The organism is Treponema vincentii F0403 (assembly GCF_000412995.1).
GTDB classification, from domain to species: Bacteria; Spirochaetota; Spirochaetia; order Treponematales; family Treponemataceae; genus Treponema; species Treponema vincentii.
The window spans coordinates 1,536,565-1,554,664 of the sequence record NZ_KE332512.1 but is presented as its reverse complement, the minus strand read 5'-3'; the positions used below and the strand labels follow the sequence as shown (position 1 = coordinate 1,554,664).

Here is an 18,100-nt window from a genome sequence, read left to right as displayed (position 1 = left end):
GGTTATACGTTTCCTATAAAAAATTGCGTTCCTTTTAATGACTACCTGCCTGTTTTATGATATAGTACAGGGTATGCAAGAAATACCATTATCAGCGGACTTGGCTGTTCAAGCAAAAACGTTTTTACAAAAGACCTCTTTCTTTTCCGGCTGGACAGACGGAGAGCTTGACGAAATTATGCTGCATTGTCAGGTGAATGAATTTGAGGATGGCAGTACAATCTTTACCCCCGAAGAGAACGGCTCGCGGGTGTATCTGCTGCTAAACGGCAGTGCGGAAGTCCTTTCTCCCGATAAAAAGACCGCTCTGGCCGAATTTGTTGCCGGTGAATTGTTCGGTGAAATTGCTTTGTTAACCGGTAAGCCGCATGATGCGTATGCCATAGCGCGTAAGCAAGCGAGCGTCTTGGAATTTCCTAAGGGCGGAGTGCCGCTTGAAACGCTGTTCCACGATAAGCCGCGGATCCTTGCACATCTCTTTCAGTCATTATTGATTTTTACGTCCCAACGTACCAGAGCCGCAAATATGCTCATCAAAGAAAACTCTCCGGTTGTACGCGAATTGCGGAATCAGGTATACAGCGACAAGCTTTCCGGTCTGTTTAACCGCACCTATTTGGAGGAGTCGTTTGGAGAATTTTGCAAAGCGCCTTTTGCGCTCATCATGATGAAGCCTGACAACTTCAAATTGATTAACGACAGTTTCGGGCACGAAGCAGGCGATACCGCACTCATCTTTATGGCCGGTCACTTAAAAAAAACATTTTCGGAAAATACCGTTTTAGTGCGTTATGAGGGAAATGAATTTGCGGTTCTTACTCATCTGTATACCGATAAGGAATCCGCGCGAGCTTTTGCGGAAAAAATAAAGAAAGAACTCGAAACATTGGATCTTTCTCATATTTTTAACGGAGAGAAGATCTTTTTAAGTATGAGCCTTGGCGTCATTCTTTTTCCGCAGCACGGTAAAATTTATACGGATATTGTAACACGGTGTTCCGGTATGCCGTTGATAGGCAGACAACGCGGAGGTTCGATGATTTTATTTCCGGAGGATATCTAATGCTCGAAGTAAAACAGCGGTGGCTTGAAGTTTTGCGGAAAACTTCTCTTTTTTCTCGCTTAACAACCGACCAAATGGCAGTCGTTCTTTCCTCTCTCTTTTATTGCGAGCTGGAAGCAGGGCAAACCCTCGTATATGAAGGCGAAATAGGTTCAGAGCTTTTTATTATAGTCCAAGGATGTATATCGGTTTCGGTAAAATCCGGAGAAGAAAATATTGAATTGGGGCGGTTGCGTTCCGGCGATTTCTTCGGCGAAATGTCGCTGCTTGAACAAACAGCCCGTTCCGCTTCGTGTACGGCGGTAGAAAATACATCATGTTTTATGTTTAAAGCGCGTGATTTTTCGCAGATCATTGTCAATGACCCGATTATTGCCGTCTCTATATTACATCAAATGCTTTCAAGTACGGTTTCCCGCCTCTTACGGACGAACAGCTTTTTAACGCAGGTTATCCAGTGGGGCGATGAAGCAAAAAAACGCGCCATTACCGATCCCTTTACGGGGCTGTTTAACCGGCGTTATCTGGATGATAATATCGGAAACCTTATCCGCCGTAATGCGGAAACAACCGGCGCCAGCTTTGCAATGGTGGACGTCGACCGCTTCGGAACTTTGAATAAAACGTATGGCAGCGTGTTCTGCGATACCATCTTGCTGGCTATTACCGATGCGTTTAAGAAAACCTTTGACCATCAGGATACGCTGATCCGGTACGGCGGCGATGAATTTTGCTTTATCATCGGGGGAAAATTTGAGCGTGCCGAAACGCTTTGCACTACTGTTTGCAAGACGGTTAATTCCCTTAGATTTAGTGAACATCCCGATATGGCTGTTTCGTGTTCAATCGGCCTAGTCCCGTGTGCTCATAACGATAATGCACAGGATATACTCAAGCATTCCGACGAGGCTCTGTACCGTGCAAAAGAGGCAGGCAGGAACAGGGTGTGTACCGTCGGCTAAATGCGGAGCTGCAATCGAACATGGTAATACAAGGCATCTTCTAGGTTGGGTTCTTTAGGAAAAAATCACATATCCAATACCCTAGCAATTCCCATTGATTTATGGATAATAGGGCTATGTTTTTGCTTTTAAAACTTTTCGGTATCGGTGTGTTCATCGGTATTGCAAATGTTGTGCCGGGAGTTTCCGGCGGTACGATTGCCGTTATTTGCAATGTATACGATAAATTAATTATATTGAGTTCACTTAATTTTAAGCGGATGAAGCAAAACTGGAAGGATATTCTCTCTCTGGCACTGGGAATCGGTGCGGGTGTTCTTCTTTTTGCAAAGGTAATTACCCTGCTCTACGATTCCTATCCTGCGCAAACGAGTTCCTTTTTTATCGGAATTGTAGTAGGAAGCATTCCGTTTTTGTTCCGCAAGGCCCGCGCAGCGCTTCCCTCCGCAAAGGACGGTTCTATTGATTCCGGCCGGCTGTATAGAACGCTGGGGTGCGGGGCGGTAGGTTTCATACTGATGGTGGGAATGTTTTTGTTACAGCGCCGCGGTATACAAACGGCTACCGTTGTTACCGCTTTTTCGCCGCTGCTTGCACTAAAACTCGCAGTGATGGGGGCTATTGCCGCTATCGCCATGCTGATCCCGGGTATTTCAGGATCATTTGTGCTGTTGATACTCGGCGCATATCAAACGGTATTGCAAGCGGTTGCGGATTTGAATATACCGCTGCTGATTCCTATCGCACTCGGAGTCGGCGCAGGCCTCGTTGCCGGTGCACGAATCATTGCATTTTTGCTGGAACGGTTTCCAGCGCCGATGTATGCCTTTATACTTGGCTTAGTTGCAGGGTCTCTATTCTATCTTTATCCGCATACAACCGGACAACCTTTTGCGATGCGTATTGTTTCAGGAACAGTGCTGCTTATCGGCTATGCGGCGGTTTCGTTCTTTTCAAATAGGGAAGCCCCGGAACGGCAAGAAGATGCTGTGGATGAGGAATAAGATTTAGTGAACCCTCTGTAGATCTAATTGATGTGTGGTATATCACCGCTTTCTTTATACGCCTTGAATATTTCCATCTTATATTTTCAACTGCAAGTAATCGATATTCATAGCTTCGGCAATCTTTTGTAATGTCGCTTTGCGGTTTTTCTTTGCCGTCATCTCTTTTTTTCATCTCCCTACGAAAAGCTTCTATACCTTTTCGACTTTCCAGTCACTCAAGTTTTCGGTTTTTTCGTCAAAGGCAACGCCGATAAGCTTTATCGCTTTTCCATTCATCCGGTATGGTTCTGCATAGCCTTTTTCTTTTATCTGCCGGATTGCGTCTTCGGGTGTTCCTGCTTGCAAGAGCTTAAATTCAAAAATATATACGCAGTCGAGCGTTTCAACGATGCAGTCTGCTCTGCCTTTTAAGCTGTGTACCTCCGTCAGTGTGTACTGTCCCATCAGCGTAAACACAAGGTAAAAAACCAAGTGATAATCTCTTTCGCGCATTTCTCTATCGGTCTTTGCTTCGGTGCTGTACGGCAGTTTTGAAATCATCGCAGTTATCCGCTTCATAAATGATTCGATATTACCCTCGCGGAGATCTTTTACAAACGTGCCTACAAAAAAAGTACTGCCGCTTTTTTTATCCAGATATTCAGGTAAAAGGTTATTTAAAAACGCATACTTTACTTCCGCATTCGGGAAGCCTAAAGAATAGGATCTGAACTCACTGTTGAATTCTTTTAAAGTCAAATATCCGCTTTGGAACAAAATCGGTATCGGATTTTCGGGATTTGCTTCCGAGTTGCGTAAGGTGTCTTCGCCGATTTCTTCCGTGTGGTCTAAGGTACGGATATCGAAGTTTCCGCTTTTAATTACATTGATTAAAAAGGTCGGCGTTCCCGTTTGATACCAATAATTTTCTATCCTTCCCGTCGCTAAACAATTCAGCAAACTGAACGGATTGTACAGATGTTTTCCGTTTTCGGCAAATCGGTAACCGTCATATTGAATACGCAAAGCTGATACGGATTCATCAAAACTGAAATTATTTTTTTCTGCGAAGTTTTTAATTTCGGGCTCAAAATACTGCGTCACTTCTGCTTCCGTGATGCCACAGATTTCAGAAAATCCTTCTTCCATACTGATATTTCTGAATTGATTCATATCGCTGAAAATGCTCAGCCGCGAAAATTGGCTTACTCCCGTCAAAAAAACAAACCGTAAATGAGCATCATCCGTTTTTAAAACACCGTAAAGGCCTTTTAAGATAGTGCGGTATTTTTCATTCAGTGCCTCGTTTATGTATTGTGTAGAAAGCAGCGGCTTATCGTATTCATCAACAAGAACAACAACATGTTCTCCCGTCATAGAGTATGCGGAGTTTATCAGCGCGGAAAATCGTGAGGGGATATCTTTTGCGGAAGAAGCGCCGTATTTTTTTTCGTATTCGGCGAGTTGGAAATCCAAGGTGTTGATAAGCGCTTCTACCGTGTCGTATTGCCCTGCATTGAAATCAAGGCGTATTACCGGGTACGACTTCCAAACCGTTTTTTGAGAAGCTTCCAATTCCGCAATTTTTAAGCCGGCGAATAATTCTTTTTTGCCTAAAAAATAGGCTTCGATTGTAGAAAGCAGTAAGCTCTTGCCGAACCGTCTTGGGCGACTTAAAAAATAGGGGGAGGATGTTTGCACTAAATTCCACACAAAGGCGGTTTTATCCACATAAAGATACGCTTCACTGCGGAGTTTTTCAAAGCTCTGTATGCCTACCGGAAGTTTCCGTGCGCTGTTCATGGTAGTAGTATAGCATAAAGATCGGTTCGGGCAAAGTAATCAATTATACCATGTTCCTCTTAACCGCCGCAGCACCGCAACCGTCTTAAAAAATAAAAAACATATTTTTCCTCTTGACACTTTGAGGGGGGGGTATTATGGAAGAAAGTTTACCGTATAAATAAGTTCGCTGAATATTTCTGTTGCCTGCTAAAAATACAGCTTGAGAGATATTCGTTAGTTGGGTATGGAAGATTACAAAAATAATTGAAGACGGAAAGACCGAAACTGCGGATGGTGTGTATTACTGCTTTCATACTGATGGGAATGTTTATGCTGCTAATAAAGATGAAAAGGGAACACTGCGTGCTAGTCAAATAGGTCGATATACTATTAAAGGCAAAAAACTAACAATTGATGGAGAACCTTACGACTGTGCTATAAGCGGTAATAAAATGACCCTTAAAGCAAATGGGGTGGTGGTAGAACTGCAAAAGTCATCAGACTATACTGAAGCCCAAATAAAAGCAGCGTACAAGCCTGAAACATAAAAATATACGGCAGGTCATTTTTGAGTGCCGTTTTCAGCAGTTGAAGATAATTCCGATAGGAAGAAAGTCTTTCTATCGGAAGCGGATTTGTCAAAAAGAAGTACTCTTTTAAGACATATCCGGTTTTTTTTATCCGTATATTTGCAGCTGTTCTTTCTTTTTACTCGCTATTATATGCTATCGTTCTGACAGGGATTATTTTCCCTCTTGCAGTCTCGTATTTTTGCCCTTATAATTATACCCATGTTGAACCGAAGCATCGGATTACCGCAGCATAAAAAGTCTCTCCCCGAAACGTATTCCCTAGTAAAAAATATGCGTGTAGGGATTGACATACCGATAATTTCCGACATAATTCTCACAGCTCACAGGCGAACCTCGTTTAGATAGGTTTTTATCAAATTTTTACAAACATAATTATTTTTCCCCATCGGGTGATTTAATTCATAATTATTTTAGCCCTTCCACTTCTTCCTGAGTAAGTCCGGTCATAAGGCAAATTTCAGTAGTTGTACAATCAGTTCTAACTTGGGGGCTTCTGTTCGTGCTATAAAGGCATCGGAAAGTTTAAGCGTTTGATTTATTTCAATATCTTCTTTCCAATTGTAAAAGACGTAGAACTCGGGTATGGGGATTTTTTTTAGAATACCGAGTCCTTATACTGACGGTTATGTGGTTTCATTCACACCTCCTACAATCCTTATATGACTTTCGGAGATTCTTGGCTAAGAAAATTCGGAAAATTCCTGTAAAAAATTAGCAGATAGAATATTCCGATTGTGTAAACCCGTTAAAACGAGTATAGTTCTTTCATGCTTGAATTTTTAGCGCTTTGCGCAGTCGGCGCCGAGCCGATCCTGTCAAATGAATTAAAACTGTTAAACTTTAAACCGGTAAACCGATTGCCGGGACGTGTTTTCTTTACGCCTGCAACGGCGGATCCGGAGGTGGTAAGCGTTATGCGTGCAAACTTTTACCTCCGCACTGCCGACAGAATGTACCTTGTCCTCAAAGAATTTACGGCGGATAATTTTGACACGCTGTATGACACCGTTGCCGCAGTAGATTGGCAGCGTTTTTTTTCCAAGGATTCTAAGATAACGGTCGATAAGGTGAGAACCTTTAAAAGCAAGCTCGCTTCCGAACATGCGGTACAGCGGGCTGTCCATAAGGCGGTATGCTCGTCGCTTTGTTCTGCATGGAAGATGGATGTGTTACCTGAAACCGGAAGGGAGTACACGATACGCATATATATAGAACATAACCGTGTATATCTGCTGCTCGATCTTTCGGGGGAACCGCTGCACCGGCGGGGATACCGTTTAAGCGGAGGCGCCGCGCCGATGAGAGAAACGCTGGCGGCTGTCCTTTTGCAGTGTATGCAATGGAAACGGAAGCTGCCACTGCACGATGCTTTTTGCGGTTCGGGAACTATCCCGATTGAAGCGGTGTGGTATGCCTACAATATTCCGCCCGGAATCGGCCGCAGCTTTGCGTTTGAAACATTTGCTTGTTATTCATCTAAAAAAGACCGGCAGCTCATCGAGGAAGAACGCCGGCGCGGCGCGCTCAATATCCGCACGGACTGCTTGGTGCGGGTGAGCGGTTCCGACAACGATCCGGAGGCAGTGCGGCTTGCGCAGACCAATGCGGAGCGCGCCTGTATGCTGGCAGGCAAAGCCCTGCAGCGGATTGGAAAGGATAACCGCATACCGCGTCCCGAATTTATCCAAGCCGATTTTAGCGAACTTTCCGCACCGTATCCCGAAGGGGTGCTGCTCTCCAATCCGCCTTACGGAGACCGCCTTGGCGATGAACAGGACGCAATCGAACTTTACGAAAAAATGACGGCCATTCCCCAAGACTTCCAAAACTGGCGCCTCGGTTTTATTACCGACAAACCGGCCTTTGCGGACATATTCCTGCGTGCAGGCATCACGCTCAAAAAGCGGCCGTTAAAAAGCGGCAATCTCGACACCTGCCTGTATTACTACGGACTGTAGCAAGGCCTGATATGCCGTCATTTTTTTCTACCATACATACCGTATTTACCGGTATCGTGTTGCAAGCGGTACCGTTTATGCTGCTGGGAGCGCTTTTATCTTCGGCCTTATATGTTTTTGTTCCCGACCGACTTCTTGTCAGGATTTTCCCTAAAAAATACGGGCTCGGATTTGTAACGGCGCTTTTTGCAGGGGTACTGTTCCCCGTCTGCGAATGTGCTGCGGTTCCGCTGATGCGGAGCCTTATAAAAAAAGGCGTTGCAATGCCCATCGCGGTAACGTTTATGCTTGCTTCGCCCATCGTTAACCCTATTTCGATTATTTCTACGCTGTATGCCTTTCCGCAGCAGCCTTCCGTTGCGCTCTTACGCTTATACTTCGGATTAACAATTGCATTCGGGATCGGGCTGCTACTGCTGTTCTACCCGGAAGAAAAATATCTAAAAGAAGAAAAGGAAGATTTTGATGCGGAACCGGCCACGCAGCCGTACACCCTTGCCGGTGCGGATACAACGCTCCGCCTTGCAACAGGCAGAGCGGCTCCACAAAACGTATATAGCGGTTCTCAACCGGACTTTTTCAACAATGCCGCCGCCGGCGGACGAGTGCGGTGGGTGCAAGCAAAACTATACACGCTGCTGATGCACACCTGTTCGGAATTTTTTACCGCAGGGCCGTTTTTAATACTCGGCGCTTTTATCACAGCCTTAATACGGGCTGCCGTTCCGCAGGAGTTTTTCAGCATAACGGGCGGCAGTGCAGCTGTTTCTCTTATTTTGATGATGCTGTTCGCCTTTGTATTTTCCGCTTGTTCAACCTCCGATGCTTTTATCGCCCGCAGCTTTTTAAACCGGTTCTCCTTAGGTTCAATCCTCGGCTTTTTAGTATATGGCCCGATGATGGACATAAAAAATCTGTTTATGCTGTTTTCTCTCTTCAAAAAACGGTTTGTCATAGAATTGACGATTATTATCACGGTAGTAAATTTTATCGGTATTTCAGTTCTGAGCAATATTCCTCTTGACTTTTTATTTTAATAGGTATATTATTACCGCCATTACGGGGGCGTAGCGAAGCTGGTTTATCGCGCTGGCCTGTCACGCCGGAGATCGCGGGTTCGAGCCCCGTCGCTCCCGAAGAAGCTCACCGCGCAAGTGGTGAGCTTTATTTTTATATCTCGTTAAGATACAATCACGCAAACGGGCAGTAGCGCAGGGGTAGCGCGCTTGGTTCGGGACCAAGAAGTCGGGGGTTCAAATCCCCCCTGCCCGATCTTTTCTCAAATCAACGGAGTCGGTTCAAAACGCAAGCATTTTAAACCTTCTACACAAATCGCAATACCAAAACGGGCAGAAGAAGTCTACAAATATTTCTAAAGGCATAACCGCCCTGTTGCGAACGGCAGCGGCTTTCAACAACGTCATGGACGGTTCTTAAAAATGTCCCTGTACATTTCTCAGTTCAGCGGGCTGATATCCAGCCGGTCAAAGCCGTCCAGCAAGGTGCGGGCGATGGCTTTCAACTTTGCAAGGCCGCCTTTTCGCGTGCTTTCGATGTTCAGCGGCATGACGGGATCATGCAGAGATAAGCGGAGGAGCATCCAGCCCTGCGCTTCCGCGCTGTTAAACGAAATACGCACCCCTTCATACGACTGCGGTAACTCAAAGCCTGCTTTTTCGGCGCGTTCCTTAAACGTTTGCAGTACCGCCGTACCGTAGTCTTTAAAATCTTCGCCGCCTATCTTAAAACGCAGCTCGGCTTCTTCTACAAGCGGCGGGAGCTTTTCAATCAGGCTTTCGATATTTTTGCCTGTATGTTTTGCGTTTGCAAGCGCGGTAACGAGTTTTACCGCAAGAAATGCGCCGTCATCAAGGTAGTAATTCTCTTTCAGCGCGCCGTGCCCGGACGTTTCCATCGCAAGAGGGCTCGTAATGCCGTGCTCATTCAGCTCGCGGCATTTATTGATCACGTTTTTGTACCCGCGCATGTACCGTAGGTGAGTAAGACCGAGTTCCCGTTCAAGGAAAAAGGTGAGCCGGTCTGAAGTAACCGAATCGGTAACGATGGTGCTGTGCGGGTAAGCAGGCGCGAGAATCGCCGCCGTCATCGCAATGATTGCGTCGCGGTTGACCTCTGTTCCGTCAGACAGCACAGCCGACATACGGTCGACATCGGTGTCGAAAATCAAGCCTAAATCGGAACCGCTTTGGATGACGGCTGCTTGAGCCGCTTCCATCGCCGCCTTGTTTTCAGGATTGGGAATATGATTGGGAAAGGTTCCGTCCGGCTCAAGGAAGCGGCTGCCGCTTATGTCGGCGCCGAGCGGTTTTAATACCTGCTCTGCAAAAAAGCCGCCGGCACCGTTTCCGGCGTCGACGGCGATTTTAAGACCGGCAAGCGGTTTTTCGGCTTGGAAGTTGAGACCCTTCCGGATTGCATTGCGCAGATGCTCCGAATACAGCGCGATTAAATCGAACGAACGGCATTGAGGCGAACTGGCGTGCCCTACTTGAACAGCAGGACTTTCGGTATATGCAGGTGTATCGCCGGCAATTTCCGGAACGCCGGAGTGATGCAGCGCGGCGGCGGCGCGTAAAATCTCCGTTATATCGCTGCGTTCCAGTCCGCCCGATTTGTCGAAAAACTTAAATCCGTTCCGGTTGAACGGCAGGTGGCTCGCGGTAATCATAATGGAGCCGTCAAAGTTTGTCTCTTCAAAGACCGTACCCATAAACATTGCCGGCGTAGTAGCAAGTGAGCAGCGCACAATCGTAACCTGCTGCGGCGCAAGCCCTTCGACAAGCGCCTGTTCGAGAGCCTCGCCTGAAAGCCGGGAATCTCTCCCGATGCCGATAATAAGCGCTTCCGTGTTCCGTCCTATTTTCGCAGCAAGCCATGAGGCAAACGCTGCGCCGATGCTCCGGCATACGTCCGGTGTTAAATTAACGTGTTCGCCGTCAACGCCTTCAAGCGCAACGCCGCGGATATCGCTGCCGTTTTGCAGCTTTAAAACATCATGTTCAGTCATAGTGCGTTTATTATACCGAAAAAATGTATGCGTGGAGAGAGGGGGTAGCGCAATAACAAGCGCACCGTTCGAGTTTTGCAGCAACAACTTTTGAAGCGCAGCGGAAAAACGTTGTGCAGCATAGTACAGAAAAGGTGCGCTTTTATGGAGCGTAGGGGGAGACTTCCCCCGCCTTATACCTTGATTGATCTAGCAGACTTCGGTACCATCAGGGAATAATTGGGAAAGTCGAATATGACAGATATGCATAAAAGATTTTTGTACGGGTTCATTATTTGCATTGTGTACATTGCGGCTGCTGCGGCACAGTTGTCTGCGGTTGAGACGGTACTGTTCCAAGAGCAGGCTTACAGCGGCTCTATAACCTATAACGAAAAAGCTCAGCCCGGTGATGCGGTGTTTGCGAGGCTTTCGATTAAGCTTTCCCCCACAGTGCGCAACGGAGCTTTGCAAAATCCTGCTGCAGTTCTACAGTTTTTTAATGGGAAAAAGAATATTGCTTCCGCGCAGTTTTTCTTGACAAATCCTAAAAGTTCAAATTCTCAAAAACTCGCGGCGGGAACAGCTGATATGCTGGCGGGCATTCCACTTTCGACATGGCTTTCCGACAAAGATACCTATTTGCTTAAGGTAATTATTTCCGCTGCGGGAGCACCGGAAAAAGAGGTGTTGCTCCCCCTTGCTATTCCGGAAAAGCAATTTATTTCCGAACGTATTCCGCTTGATGCACGGAATACGGGGATTAGGCGAGATACAAGTCCTGAGCGCGCCGCACAAATTGAAAAGCTCAATAACATTCTTGCAGCCGTTACCCCGCAGGATGTGTATGCATTGAAGCCTTTTACGCTTCCGGTGGAGTCAAAACGTATCACGTCCGGATTTGGAGACCGGCGTATCTTTGAATATACCGACAAAACGACAAGCATATCGCTGCATTACGGAATAGATTACGGTGTGCCGACAGGGACTCCGGTTCACGCATGTGCGGCTGGGAAAGTTATGCTGGCGGAAAGCCGTATTTCCACCGGCTGGAGCGTTGTGATAGAGCACTTGCCCGGACTGTACAGCCTTTATTACCATCTGGATTCGCTGAATGTGCACGAAGGGCAATACGTCAAACAGGGGGAAAAGCTTGGGCGTTCCGGTGCAACGGGACTTGCAACCGGTCCGCATCTGCATTGGGAAATAAGGCTGAATATGGAAGCGGTAAATCCCGAATTCTTTTTAAAGGATTTTAGTTTTTAGAAAAGAGAATCCCTGCCCTTATTTCTCTAGTAAACGCGGTTATTCGCTGCTGCCGGTATCTGTGCGCCCGGTTTCGGCAAGCACCTGCCGGTAAACATCCACAATTTTTTTCGTCATCGTTTGATAATTGTCTTTTATGGCTGCCGCACTTATTTCTTCTTTAAGGGCTTTATCATCCTTAGCACGTTGTTTTCTATTATAAATGTCATGCAGAATTTTATTGAACTCACCGGCATCCTTAAAGGCAAAACCGGTTACACCTTCAATATATTGATCTTCGTTTTCCTTGTCGTAAAGGTGTACTACGGGAATACCGCAGGCAATTGCTTCCAAAGCCGAAACCGAATGGTTTTCGGACAAGGATGTCATAATATATGCATCACAAAGATGATAATAGTACTTGATATTTTCATGCAGTACGGCGCCGGTAAAAATAACGGAATTTGTAAGGCCGTAATCTTTTGCTTGCTGTTCCAGTTCAGCTCTTGCGGGACCGTTTCCTATTATAAATAATTTAGCATTCGACATATCGGCCGTAAAATTTTTCCAGTATTCTAACGTGAGGGAAAGATTTTTTTCTGCTGCCAGCCGTCCGCAAAAGCAGGCAATAAAATCGTCCGGTTTTATGTTGTATTGTATTTTAAGATTATGCACTACATCCTGATTAAGCGTTTCTTCGGCAAAATCGGTTGTAATACAAGCATTCGGGATTTTATAAATCGGCGTTGTTACTTTGCACTGCTTTAAGAAATCTTCCAGTTTTGTGGATGCACAGATAACCGCTTTAGCGGCATTGGTATACCGTAAAATTCCATGGTCGATAAAATCTTTTACCGCTTGAAAATTTTGTAGTGCGCCGAAATAGTGAATATAGTCATAGTACATACTATGGCAGGTGTATACAATCGGTATATTAAGTTTACGCCCTGCATAGAGAGCGAATAACCCTTGGCTGAACTCATGGTGGATATGGATAATATCGGGTCTCCATTCTTTCAGTAGTCTTAATCTGATTCTGCTGTGCGGATAGGAAACGGAATAATTATACAGATTATGTAATTTTACGGCGGGACTATATAGGATACCGTCGGTAATATGATGGTGTTTTGTGTTTGCGTCAGGTTTAACGATAAGAACATCATGCCCTAATTCAATTAAGCCTTTTCTTAGCGCTTCAATATGATACACAGCGCCGTTGATTTCCGGCAGATAGCATTCGGTAATAATAGCAATTCGCATATCGGCAACCTCTACATTTACGGATTTATCCTAACACAGCAAGGCGGTAAAAGCAACCGGTAATTTAAAATTCTCAGAACTATAGGGCATCTAACACGACATAGTTTAAAAAAGCAATATCTTGTATGATAATTTTTCATACTTATTTCGGCGGGCGGGCGCATTGGGAGGCTACCTTATCTCTGTTTGTTTACGCCGATTCAGCAAGTACGTGTTTGTAAACAGCTAAAATTTTTTGCGCCATCGTTTGATAATTATCTTTTGCTACCGCTGTATTTATTTCCTCTTTAAGGGTTTTACTCTCGCCGGTACGTTGCTTTTTATCATAAATGGTGTGCAGAATTTTATTGAATGACTCTGAATCTTTAAAGGCAAATCCCGTTACACCTTCAATATATTGATCTTCGTTCTCTTTATCGTACAGATGTACTACGGGAATACCGCAAGCAATTGCTTCCAAAGCTGAAACCGAATGGTTTTCGGAAAGGGACGTCATAATATATGTATCACATAGGTGATAATAGTATTTAACGGTTTCGTGCGGGGTCTTTCCTGTAAAAACAACCGAATTTTCAAGGCCATAATCTTTTGCCTTCCGTTCAAGTTCATCTTTGGATGGCCCGTCTCCGATTATAAATAGTTTACAATTCGGCATATCGGCCGTAAAATCTTTCCAAAAATCTAATGTCAAAGAAAGATTTTTCTCTGCAGCCAATCTTCCACAAAAGCAAGCCGCAAAACTATCCGGTTTTATATTGTATTGAGTCTTTAGTGCATGTAATTGATCTTGATTCAGTGTTTCCTCGGCAAAATCGGTTGTAATACAAGCGTTGGGAATTTTATAAATCGGTGTTGTTACGTTACATTGTTTGAGAAAATCCTCCATCTTTGTAGACGCACAGATAACTGCTTTGGCGGCATTGGTATATTTTAAAATGCTCTTATTGATAAAACTTTTTGCCGCTTTAAAATTTTTAAATACACCTAAATAATGCATATAGTCGTAATACATGGTATGACAAGTATACACGATCGGTACATTGAGCTGACGTGCTGCATACAAAGCAAATATGCCCTGACTGAATTCCGTATGGATGTGAAGAATATCAGGCTTCCATTCCTGCAAGAGTTTTAATTCGATTTTGCTGTACGGATAAGAAACAGAATAATCATAGAGATTGGGCAATTTTAATGCAGGGCTATATAAAATACCATCAGTAATATGGTAGTGTTTTGCTTTAAAATCAGGTTTTAAAATTAGCACTTCATGTCCGGCTTCTATCAAACCTTTTCTCAAGGCTTCCATGTGGTACACAACACCGTTTATTTCGGGAAGGTAGTATTCTGCAATTATGGCAATTCTCATACATAAAACCTTAATAAATCTATGGATCCCTTTAAAAACCTCAATTTTTAAAGCTTTCCTATGCGGTATCCTAACACAGTAAGACCTTAAAAAGCAACATCTTGAAAGAAAATAAATAGACAATCTCCGGTAATTTCAATACCCTGTTGAGTATATTGCTGATTTTTGGTAATTTCTTATGAATTTATATAAAAATATGAAAGAACGAGGTTATGATGAAAAAGATTTGGTATATCGGTCTCTTAGTTATCGGATTCTGTTTCAATAGTTATGCGCAAGCTCCGGTAGATTTATTCGATCCCTTTTATGAGGATTTAGCGATTTGGGAAGGAAGCGGGCTTATCAATGACGCTCCCAGCATTCGTCCGTATCCGTTGCAGGAAATAGAGAGACTCTTACGGATAGTTGCAGAAAAAGGCGATGCAGGACAGCAGCGGAAAGCGGCAGAGTATCAAGCGCGTTTTTTTCAACGAGCATTTCATTTCGGAGGAAAAACAGAGTTTAATTTTGCTTCACGCAATTCTCAAAAACAGTTTTTCGTAGCACCATTCGGCAAACTTAATTATTCGCTCGCGAAGCTTTTGACCATTTCCGCTTACTTGAACGTTAGCCTTATGAATACCTTGGATAACGAAAATCTGTTACCGGCATATTCTTATTCGCAAAAAGATATTGCCGATGATGCCGGAAACATCGGTAAACTAAAACTACTACCTATGTTTAATACTTCGGCAACATTCGGTACTCCTGAATATTATTTTACGGCAGGATTGGGGCGTACCTCTTACGGTCCCTTCCACGATAGCGGTATTTTTATTTCCCGTGATGCATTTCATGCAGGACAGTTTATTTTTACGGTTAATAAGGCAAAATGGGCATATAATCAAGTTCTTTTATTACTTTCGGCAACAAATGATTATAGATCTTCTATCGGTCCTGAAAAGTTTATAGCCTCCCATTCTATAGATATCCGTCCGTTACCGTGGCTTTCATTTTCCATTATCGACAGTATGATGTACGGCGGACGCTTTGAGCCGATGTATCTCATCCCTTTTTCAGCCTTTTTTCTCGGACAAAGCGTATATCACTTTCCTGATAATTCATTAATCGGCTTAAGCGCAACCGTAAAGCCGATAAAAGGGTTGCGTATTGATTCAGCGTTTTATGTTGATGATATCGGCTTAAATGAAATACTAAAGTTTAAAGATGCAAAATGGCGTATATCCGGAGAATTCGGGGCATCGTATACCATGCCGAAGACTCATTGGTTCTCTTTTGTTGACTTAAACTATACACTTGTAATGCCGTATATGTATACACACGTCGATAACCATGATCAGAATAAACCGAATTATCAAAATTATACACACCGCGGTTCTCCGCTTGGCACCAATTTGGATCCTAATTCAGACCGTATCCAATTGAAGGTAAAATTCCGCCCTCTTTACGGGCTTGATGTAAATCTCTCCAATACTTTTATCCGCCATGCTAATACAACAGAAAGTATTACGGATATAAGTATGATAAAAGACTACCTTGCAAGGCAGTATACGACAGACGGCTCTGTATTCAATCATCCTACGATTACAAGTAGAGAAGCAGACGGCAGCACCGGATGGAAAAATCACGCGTTCCTGTATACGACCCCCTTTATGCGCCAGCAAACCATCCAGTACGTGAATCAGCTTGCGCTTGATGTCAGCTGCCATTTGCCGATTGTAAAGTCGGGTGGATATATGCTGTTTAAAATCGGCTATATATTCGAGGCGAATATCAATCCGGGCGTGCGGCGGAATATCTATTCACCGAACGATACGACAAAGGGATGGTATGAAAAATCTATCGATACTATCGGGGAAGAAAATATTCGAGCGGAAGCTGCGCGACAGTTGGATGATTGGCGCACTAAAGCGAAGGGAACGCAATTTAACCACTATATCCGGTTAAGCGCAGAAGTTGCATATTAGACGGAGCGTATCAATAACTCCGCTTCTTTAATTAAGGCATCGAGCGCTTTGCCTTTATAAGCCAAGAAAGCGGTGTGTATGCCGTTTTGTTCCAGCTGCATTTGCAGTTCTTCCATAAAAATGCCGGGCAGGTTGCAATAGTCGATTTGTTTTACTTCTTTCAAATCTTGGATGATTGAAATTTCACCGCCCCAACGCTTTGAACTGCATGAACAATGCACACCGCAGCTGGGGCTTCCGTCTATTCCGATAACGGCCGAAAGTTTATAGCCGTTTCGGATATACTCTTTTACTTCATCGATAGTTTGGGAAATGAGTGTTCGGGAAACATGCCGGTAATGCGGCGTATCGAATTGTTCCCGAACATGCCCCCATCTTTTAAGGCCGTACATCTCCGTTTCGGGGCACTTTAATTGAATAATGCCGATTTTGTTTTTCATCAGCCATTCAATTAAAGCGCTCACGTCATCCGGTTCTTTATTGTTGTTCACTTTACTGAACGGATTTAAAAGACAATGACTCAATAGTACAATATCTTTCATTATTTATTGCTTCCGGAAATTATTTTTTGCCTCTTCAATTTCTTTTGTCGCTTGCATCTGCGCATCTTTTAAAGCTTGATCGATCGTCTTTTTTCCTGCAACGATTTCTTCTAACGCTTTTTGCATATTTGCATGGATTGCATAACCGTTTAACCCTTTGGGGTCTTGATACGCATAAGGGAACATATTAGCAGCGACCTGTTTACTCGGGTCTTCCGTAGCAAGGAATTCTTGGAATTCTTTTGACTGCGACGCTGCATTGGTCAACGGTAAATATCCGCTTCCCTTTCCCCATACAATCTGCGTATCGGTTTCAAACCAGTATTTCATAAATTCAAACGCTGCCCGTTTTGTTTCTTCAGGAATTGTGTTGAACATTGTTATATCCGTACCGGAAAATAAGGCAGCCGCTTTCTTTCCGCGCGGCAATTCCGCTACCTTCCAGTTAACACCGGTGGCTTTGCACGCCTCTTTTATTTGCGGAATATTTGAAGAAGATGCAAAACCGATAAACGCTTCGCGTCTGGAAATCGGACCTGTTATATAGCCTTCCTCAAATTCTATTTTTGCAATATTCTCTTGAATCATCGATACAATAAATTTATATGCTTCCTTTACCTCAGGAGTATCGATCAGCACTGTTTCGGTTGCTTCGTCATAGATATGGCCGCCTGCCTGTTCTACCCAGAAGCTAAAATCAATACCGACGCTTTTGTTAAATACTAAGCCGACAGCACCGTTACCCGTTAATTGCCGGGCAGCTCCTCTTAATTCATCCCATGTAGTGGGGACGGCAATATTCTTTTCTTTTAACGCATCTTCATTATAATACATAAAATATGCGCCTTTATTAAACGGTAATGAGCGGTGTATTCCGTCCCACATACCGTTATCACGCAAACCGACAGGGATATCATTCCAAACGGCAGGATCAAAACCGTAGGTTGCATCTTCAATACGAGGGTTTAAATCTTCAACCAGATCGTTCATCACGTATGCGGTTAATCTATTGCAATAAATCATAGACAATGCCGGAAGGGTGTGCGCTTGCGCTGCCCCATTGAGCTTTTCAAATAATTCTCTGTAATGACCTTGAAACACCGGAACGACTTCGATATTGGTATGCGTTTCGTTAAATTTTTTTACCAGCGCTTCAAGCGTTGTACCGTTTTCTCCGGCCATTGCATGCCAAAATTCCAAAACTTGTTTTTCCTTAGGAACATACACCGCCTTGCCCGATTGCAGAGCAGCAGTCTCCGTGCCGGACGTTTCGGTTTTCTCTTTACCCGAACAAGCGGTGACTAAAATACATATTGATACAATCAATATCCCAATTACAGAAAAATGAAACATTTGCTTTTTCATT

Annotated in this window: 14 protein-coding genes and 2 tRNA genes; 10 read left to right on the top strand and 6 right to left on the bottom strand. The window is 44.2% G+C overall.

Annotation, left to right across the window (positions count from 1 at the left end; translation table 11 throughout):
* Nucleotides 1–73 precede the first annotated feature (73 nt).
* From HMPREF1222_RS06815 to HMPREF1222_RS06805, 3 genes are all read left to right on the top strand, one after another.
* Complete coding sequence (locus HMPREF1222_RS06815) at nt 74–1,063, top strand: GGDEF domain-containing protein (protein WP_244870131.1); 990 nt, start codon at nt 74–76, stop codon at nt 1,061–1,063.
* Nucleotides 1,063–2,025, top strand: a complete 963-nt coding sequence (locus HMPREF1222_RS06810) for a GGDEF domain-containing protein (RefSeq protein WP_016518776.1) — start codon at nt 1,063–1,065, stop codon at nt 2,023–2,025. The genes HMPREF1222_RS06815 and HMPREF1222_RS06810 overlap by 1 nt, the downstream gene beginning before the upstream one ends.
* A gap of 116 nt (nt 2,026–2,141) precedes the next feature.
* Nucleotides 2,142–3,029 carry a DUF368 domain-containing protein gene (locus HMPREF1222_RS06805; RefSeq protein WP_016518775.1) on the top strand — a complete coding sequence of 296 codons (888 nt, stop codon included), beginning with the start codon at nt 2,142–2,144 and terminating at the stop codon, nt 3,027–3,029.
* 192 nt (nt 3,030–3,221) lie between these two features.
* On the opposite strand, the gene HMPREF1222_RS06800 is transcribed toward HMPREF1222_RS06805, so the two are convergent.
* Entirely contained in the window at nt 3,222–4,814 is a 1,593-nt protein-coding gene (locus tag HMPREF1222_RS06800; RefSeq protein ID WP_006187632.1) for an ATP-binding protein, read from the bottom strand.
* A 209-nt stretch (nt 4,815–5,023) separates the two neighbouring features.
* On the opposite strand from HMPREF1222_RS06800, the gene HMPREF1222_RS06795 reads away from it, so the two are divergent.
* From HMPREF1222_RS06795 to HMPREF1222_RS06775, 5 genes are all read left to right on the top strand, one after another.
* Entirely contained in the window at nt 5,024–5,344 is a 321-nt protein-coding gene (locus HMPREF1222_RS06795; protein WP_155997591.1) for a lipocalin family protein, read from the top strand.
* An 812-nt stretch (nt 5,345–6,156) separates the two neighbouring features.
* The gene (locus HMPREF1222_RS06790; RefSeq protein WP_006187636.1) at nt 6,157–7,347 is read left to right on the top strand and encodes a THUMP domain-containing class I SAM-dependent RNA methyltransferase; all 1,191 of its coding nucleotides are present in this window, start codon (nt 6,157–6,159) and stop codon (nt 7,345–7,347) included.
* 11 nt (nt 7,348–7,358) lie between these two features.
* Nucleotides 7,359–8,384 (top strand): permease, encoded by a 1,026-nt coding sequence (locus HMPREF1222_RS06785; protein WP_006187637.1) that lies wholly within the window; start codon nt 7,359–7,361, stop codon nt 8,382–8,384.
* 24 nt (nt 8,385–8,408) lie between these two features.
* Nucleotides 8,409–8,483: transfer RNA gene (locus HMPREF1222_RS06780), tRNA-Asp, on the top strand.
* A gap of 64 nt (nt 8,484–8,547) precedes the next feature.
* A tRNA-Pro gene (locus HMPREF1222_RS06775) sits at nt 8,548–8,619 on the top strand.
* Between the two features lie 184 nt (nt 8,620–8,803).
* Here the strand turns inward: HMPREF1222_RS06775 and HMPREF1222_RS06770 are convergent.
* Complete coding sequence (locus HMPREF1222_RS06770; RefSeq protein ID WP_016518774.1) at nt 8,804–10,375, bottom strand: phosphohexomutase domain-containing protein; 1,572 nt, start codon at nt 10,373–10,375, stop codon at nt 8,804–8,806.
* 234 nt (nt 10,376–10,609) lie between these two features.
* Here HMPREF1222_RS06770 and HMPREF1222_RS06765 point away from each other — a divergent pair, with 234 nt between their 5' ends.
* Nucleotides 10,610–11,620 (top strand): M23 family metallopeptidase, encoded by a 1,011-nt coding sequence (locus HMPREF1222_RS06765; protein WP_016518773.1) that lies wholly within the window; start codon nt 10,610–10,612, stop codon nt 11,618–11,620.
* Between the two features lie 39 nt (nt 11,621–11,659).
* Here HMPREF1222_RS06765 and HMPREF1222_RS06760 read toward each other — a convergent pair whose 3' ends face one another.
* Both HMPREF1222_RS06760 and HMPREF1222_RS06755 read right to left on the bottom strand, forming a co-directional pair.
* Entirely contained in the window at nt 11,660–12,859 is a 1,200-nt protein-coding gene (locus HMPREF1222_RS06760) for a glycosyltransferase (RefSeq protein ID WP_016518772.1), read from the bottom strand.
* A gap of 190 nt (nt 12,860–13,049) precedes the next feature.
* The gene (locus tag HMPREF1222_RS06755; RefSeq protein ID WP_244870130.1) at nt 13,050–14,348 is read right to left on the bottom strand and encodes a glycosyltransferase; all 1,299 of its coding nucleotides are present in this window, start codon (nt 14,346–14,348) and stop codon (nt 13,050–13,052) included.
* Between the two features lie 89 nt (nt 14,349–14,437).
* On the opposite strand from HMPREF1222_RS06755, the gene HMPREF1222_RS06750 reads away from it, so the two are divergent.
* Nucleotides 14,438–16,192 (top strand): hypothetical protein, encoded by a 1,755-nt coding sequence (locus tag HMPREF1222_RS06750; protein ID WP_196799924.1) that lies wholly within the window; start codon nt 14,438–14,440, stop codon nt 16,190–16,192.
* On the opposite strand, the gene HMPREF1222_RS06745 is transcribed toward HMPREF1222_RS06750, so the two are convergent.
* The gene (locus HMPREF1222_RS06745) at nt 16,189–16,734 is read right to left on the bottom strand and encodes a CD3072 family TudS-related putative desulfidase (RefSeq protein WP_016518770.1); all 546 of its coding nucleotides are present in this window, start codon (nt 16,732–16,734) and stop codon (nt 16,189–16,191) included. The two genes, HMPREF1222_RS06750 and HMPREF1222_RS06745, sit on opposite strands and share 4 nt — an antisense overlap.
* Before the next feature lie 3 nt (nt 16,735–16,737).
* Nucleotides 16,738–18,099, bottom strand: a complete 1,362-nt coding sequence (locus HMPREF1222_RS06740; protein ID WP_016518769.1) for an ABC transporter substrate-binding protein — start codon at nt 18,097–18,099, stop codon at nt 16,738–16,740.
* Nucleotide 18,100: the final 1 nt, after the last annotated feature.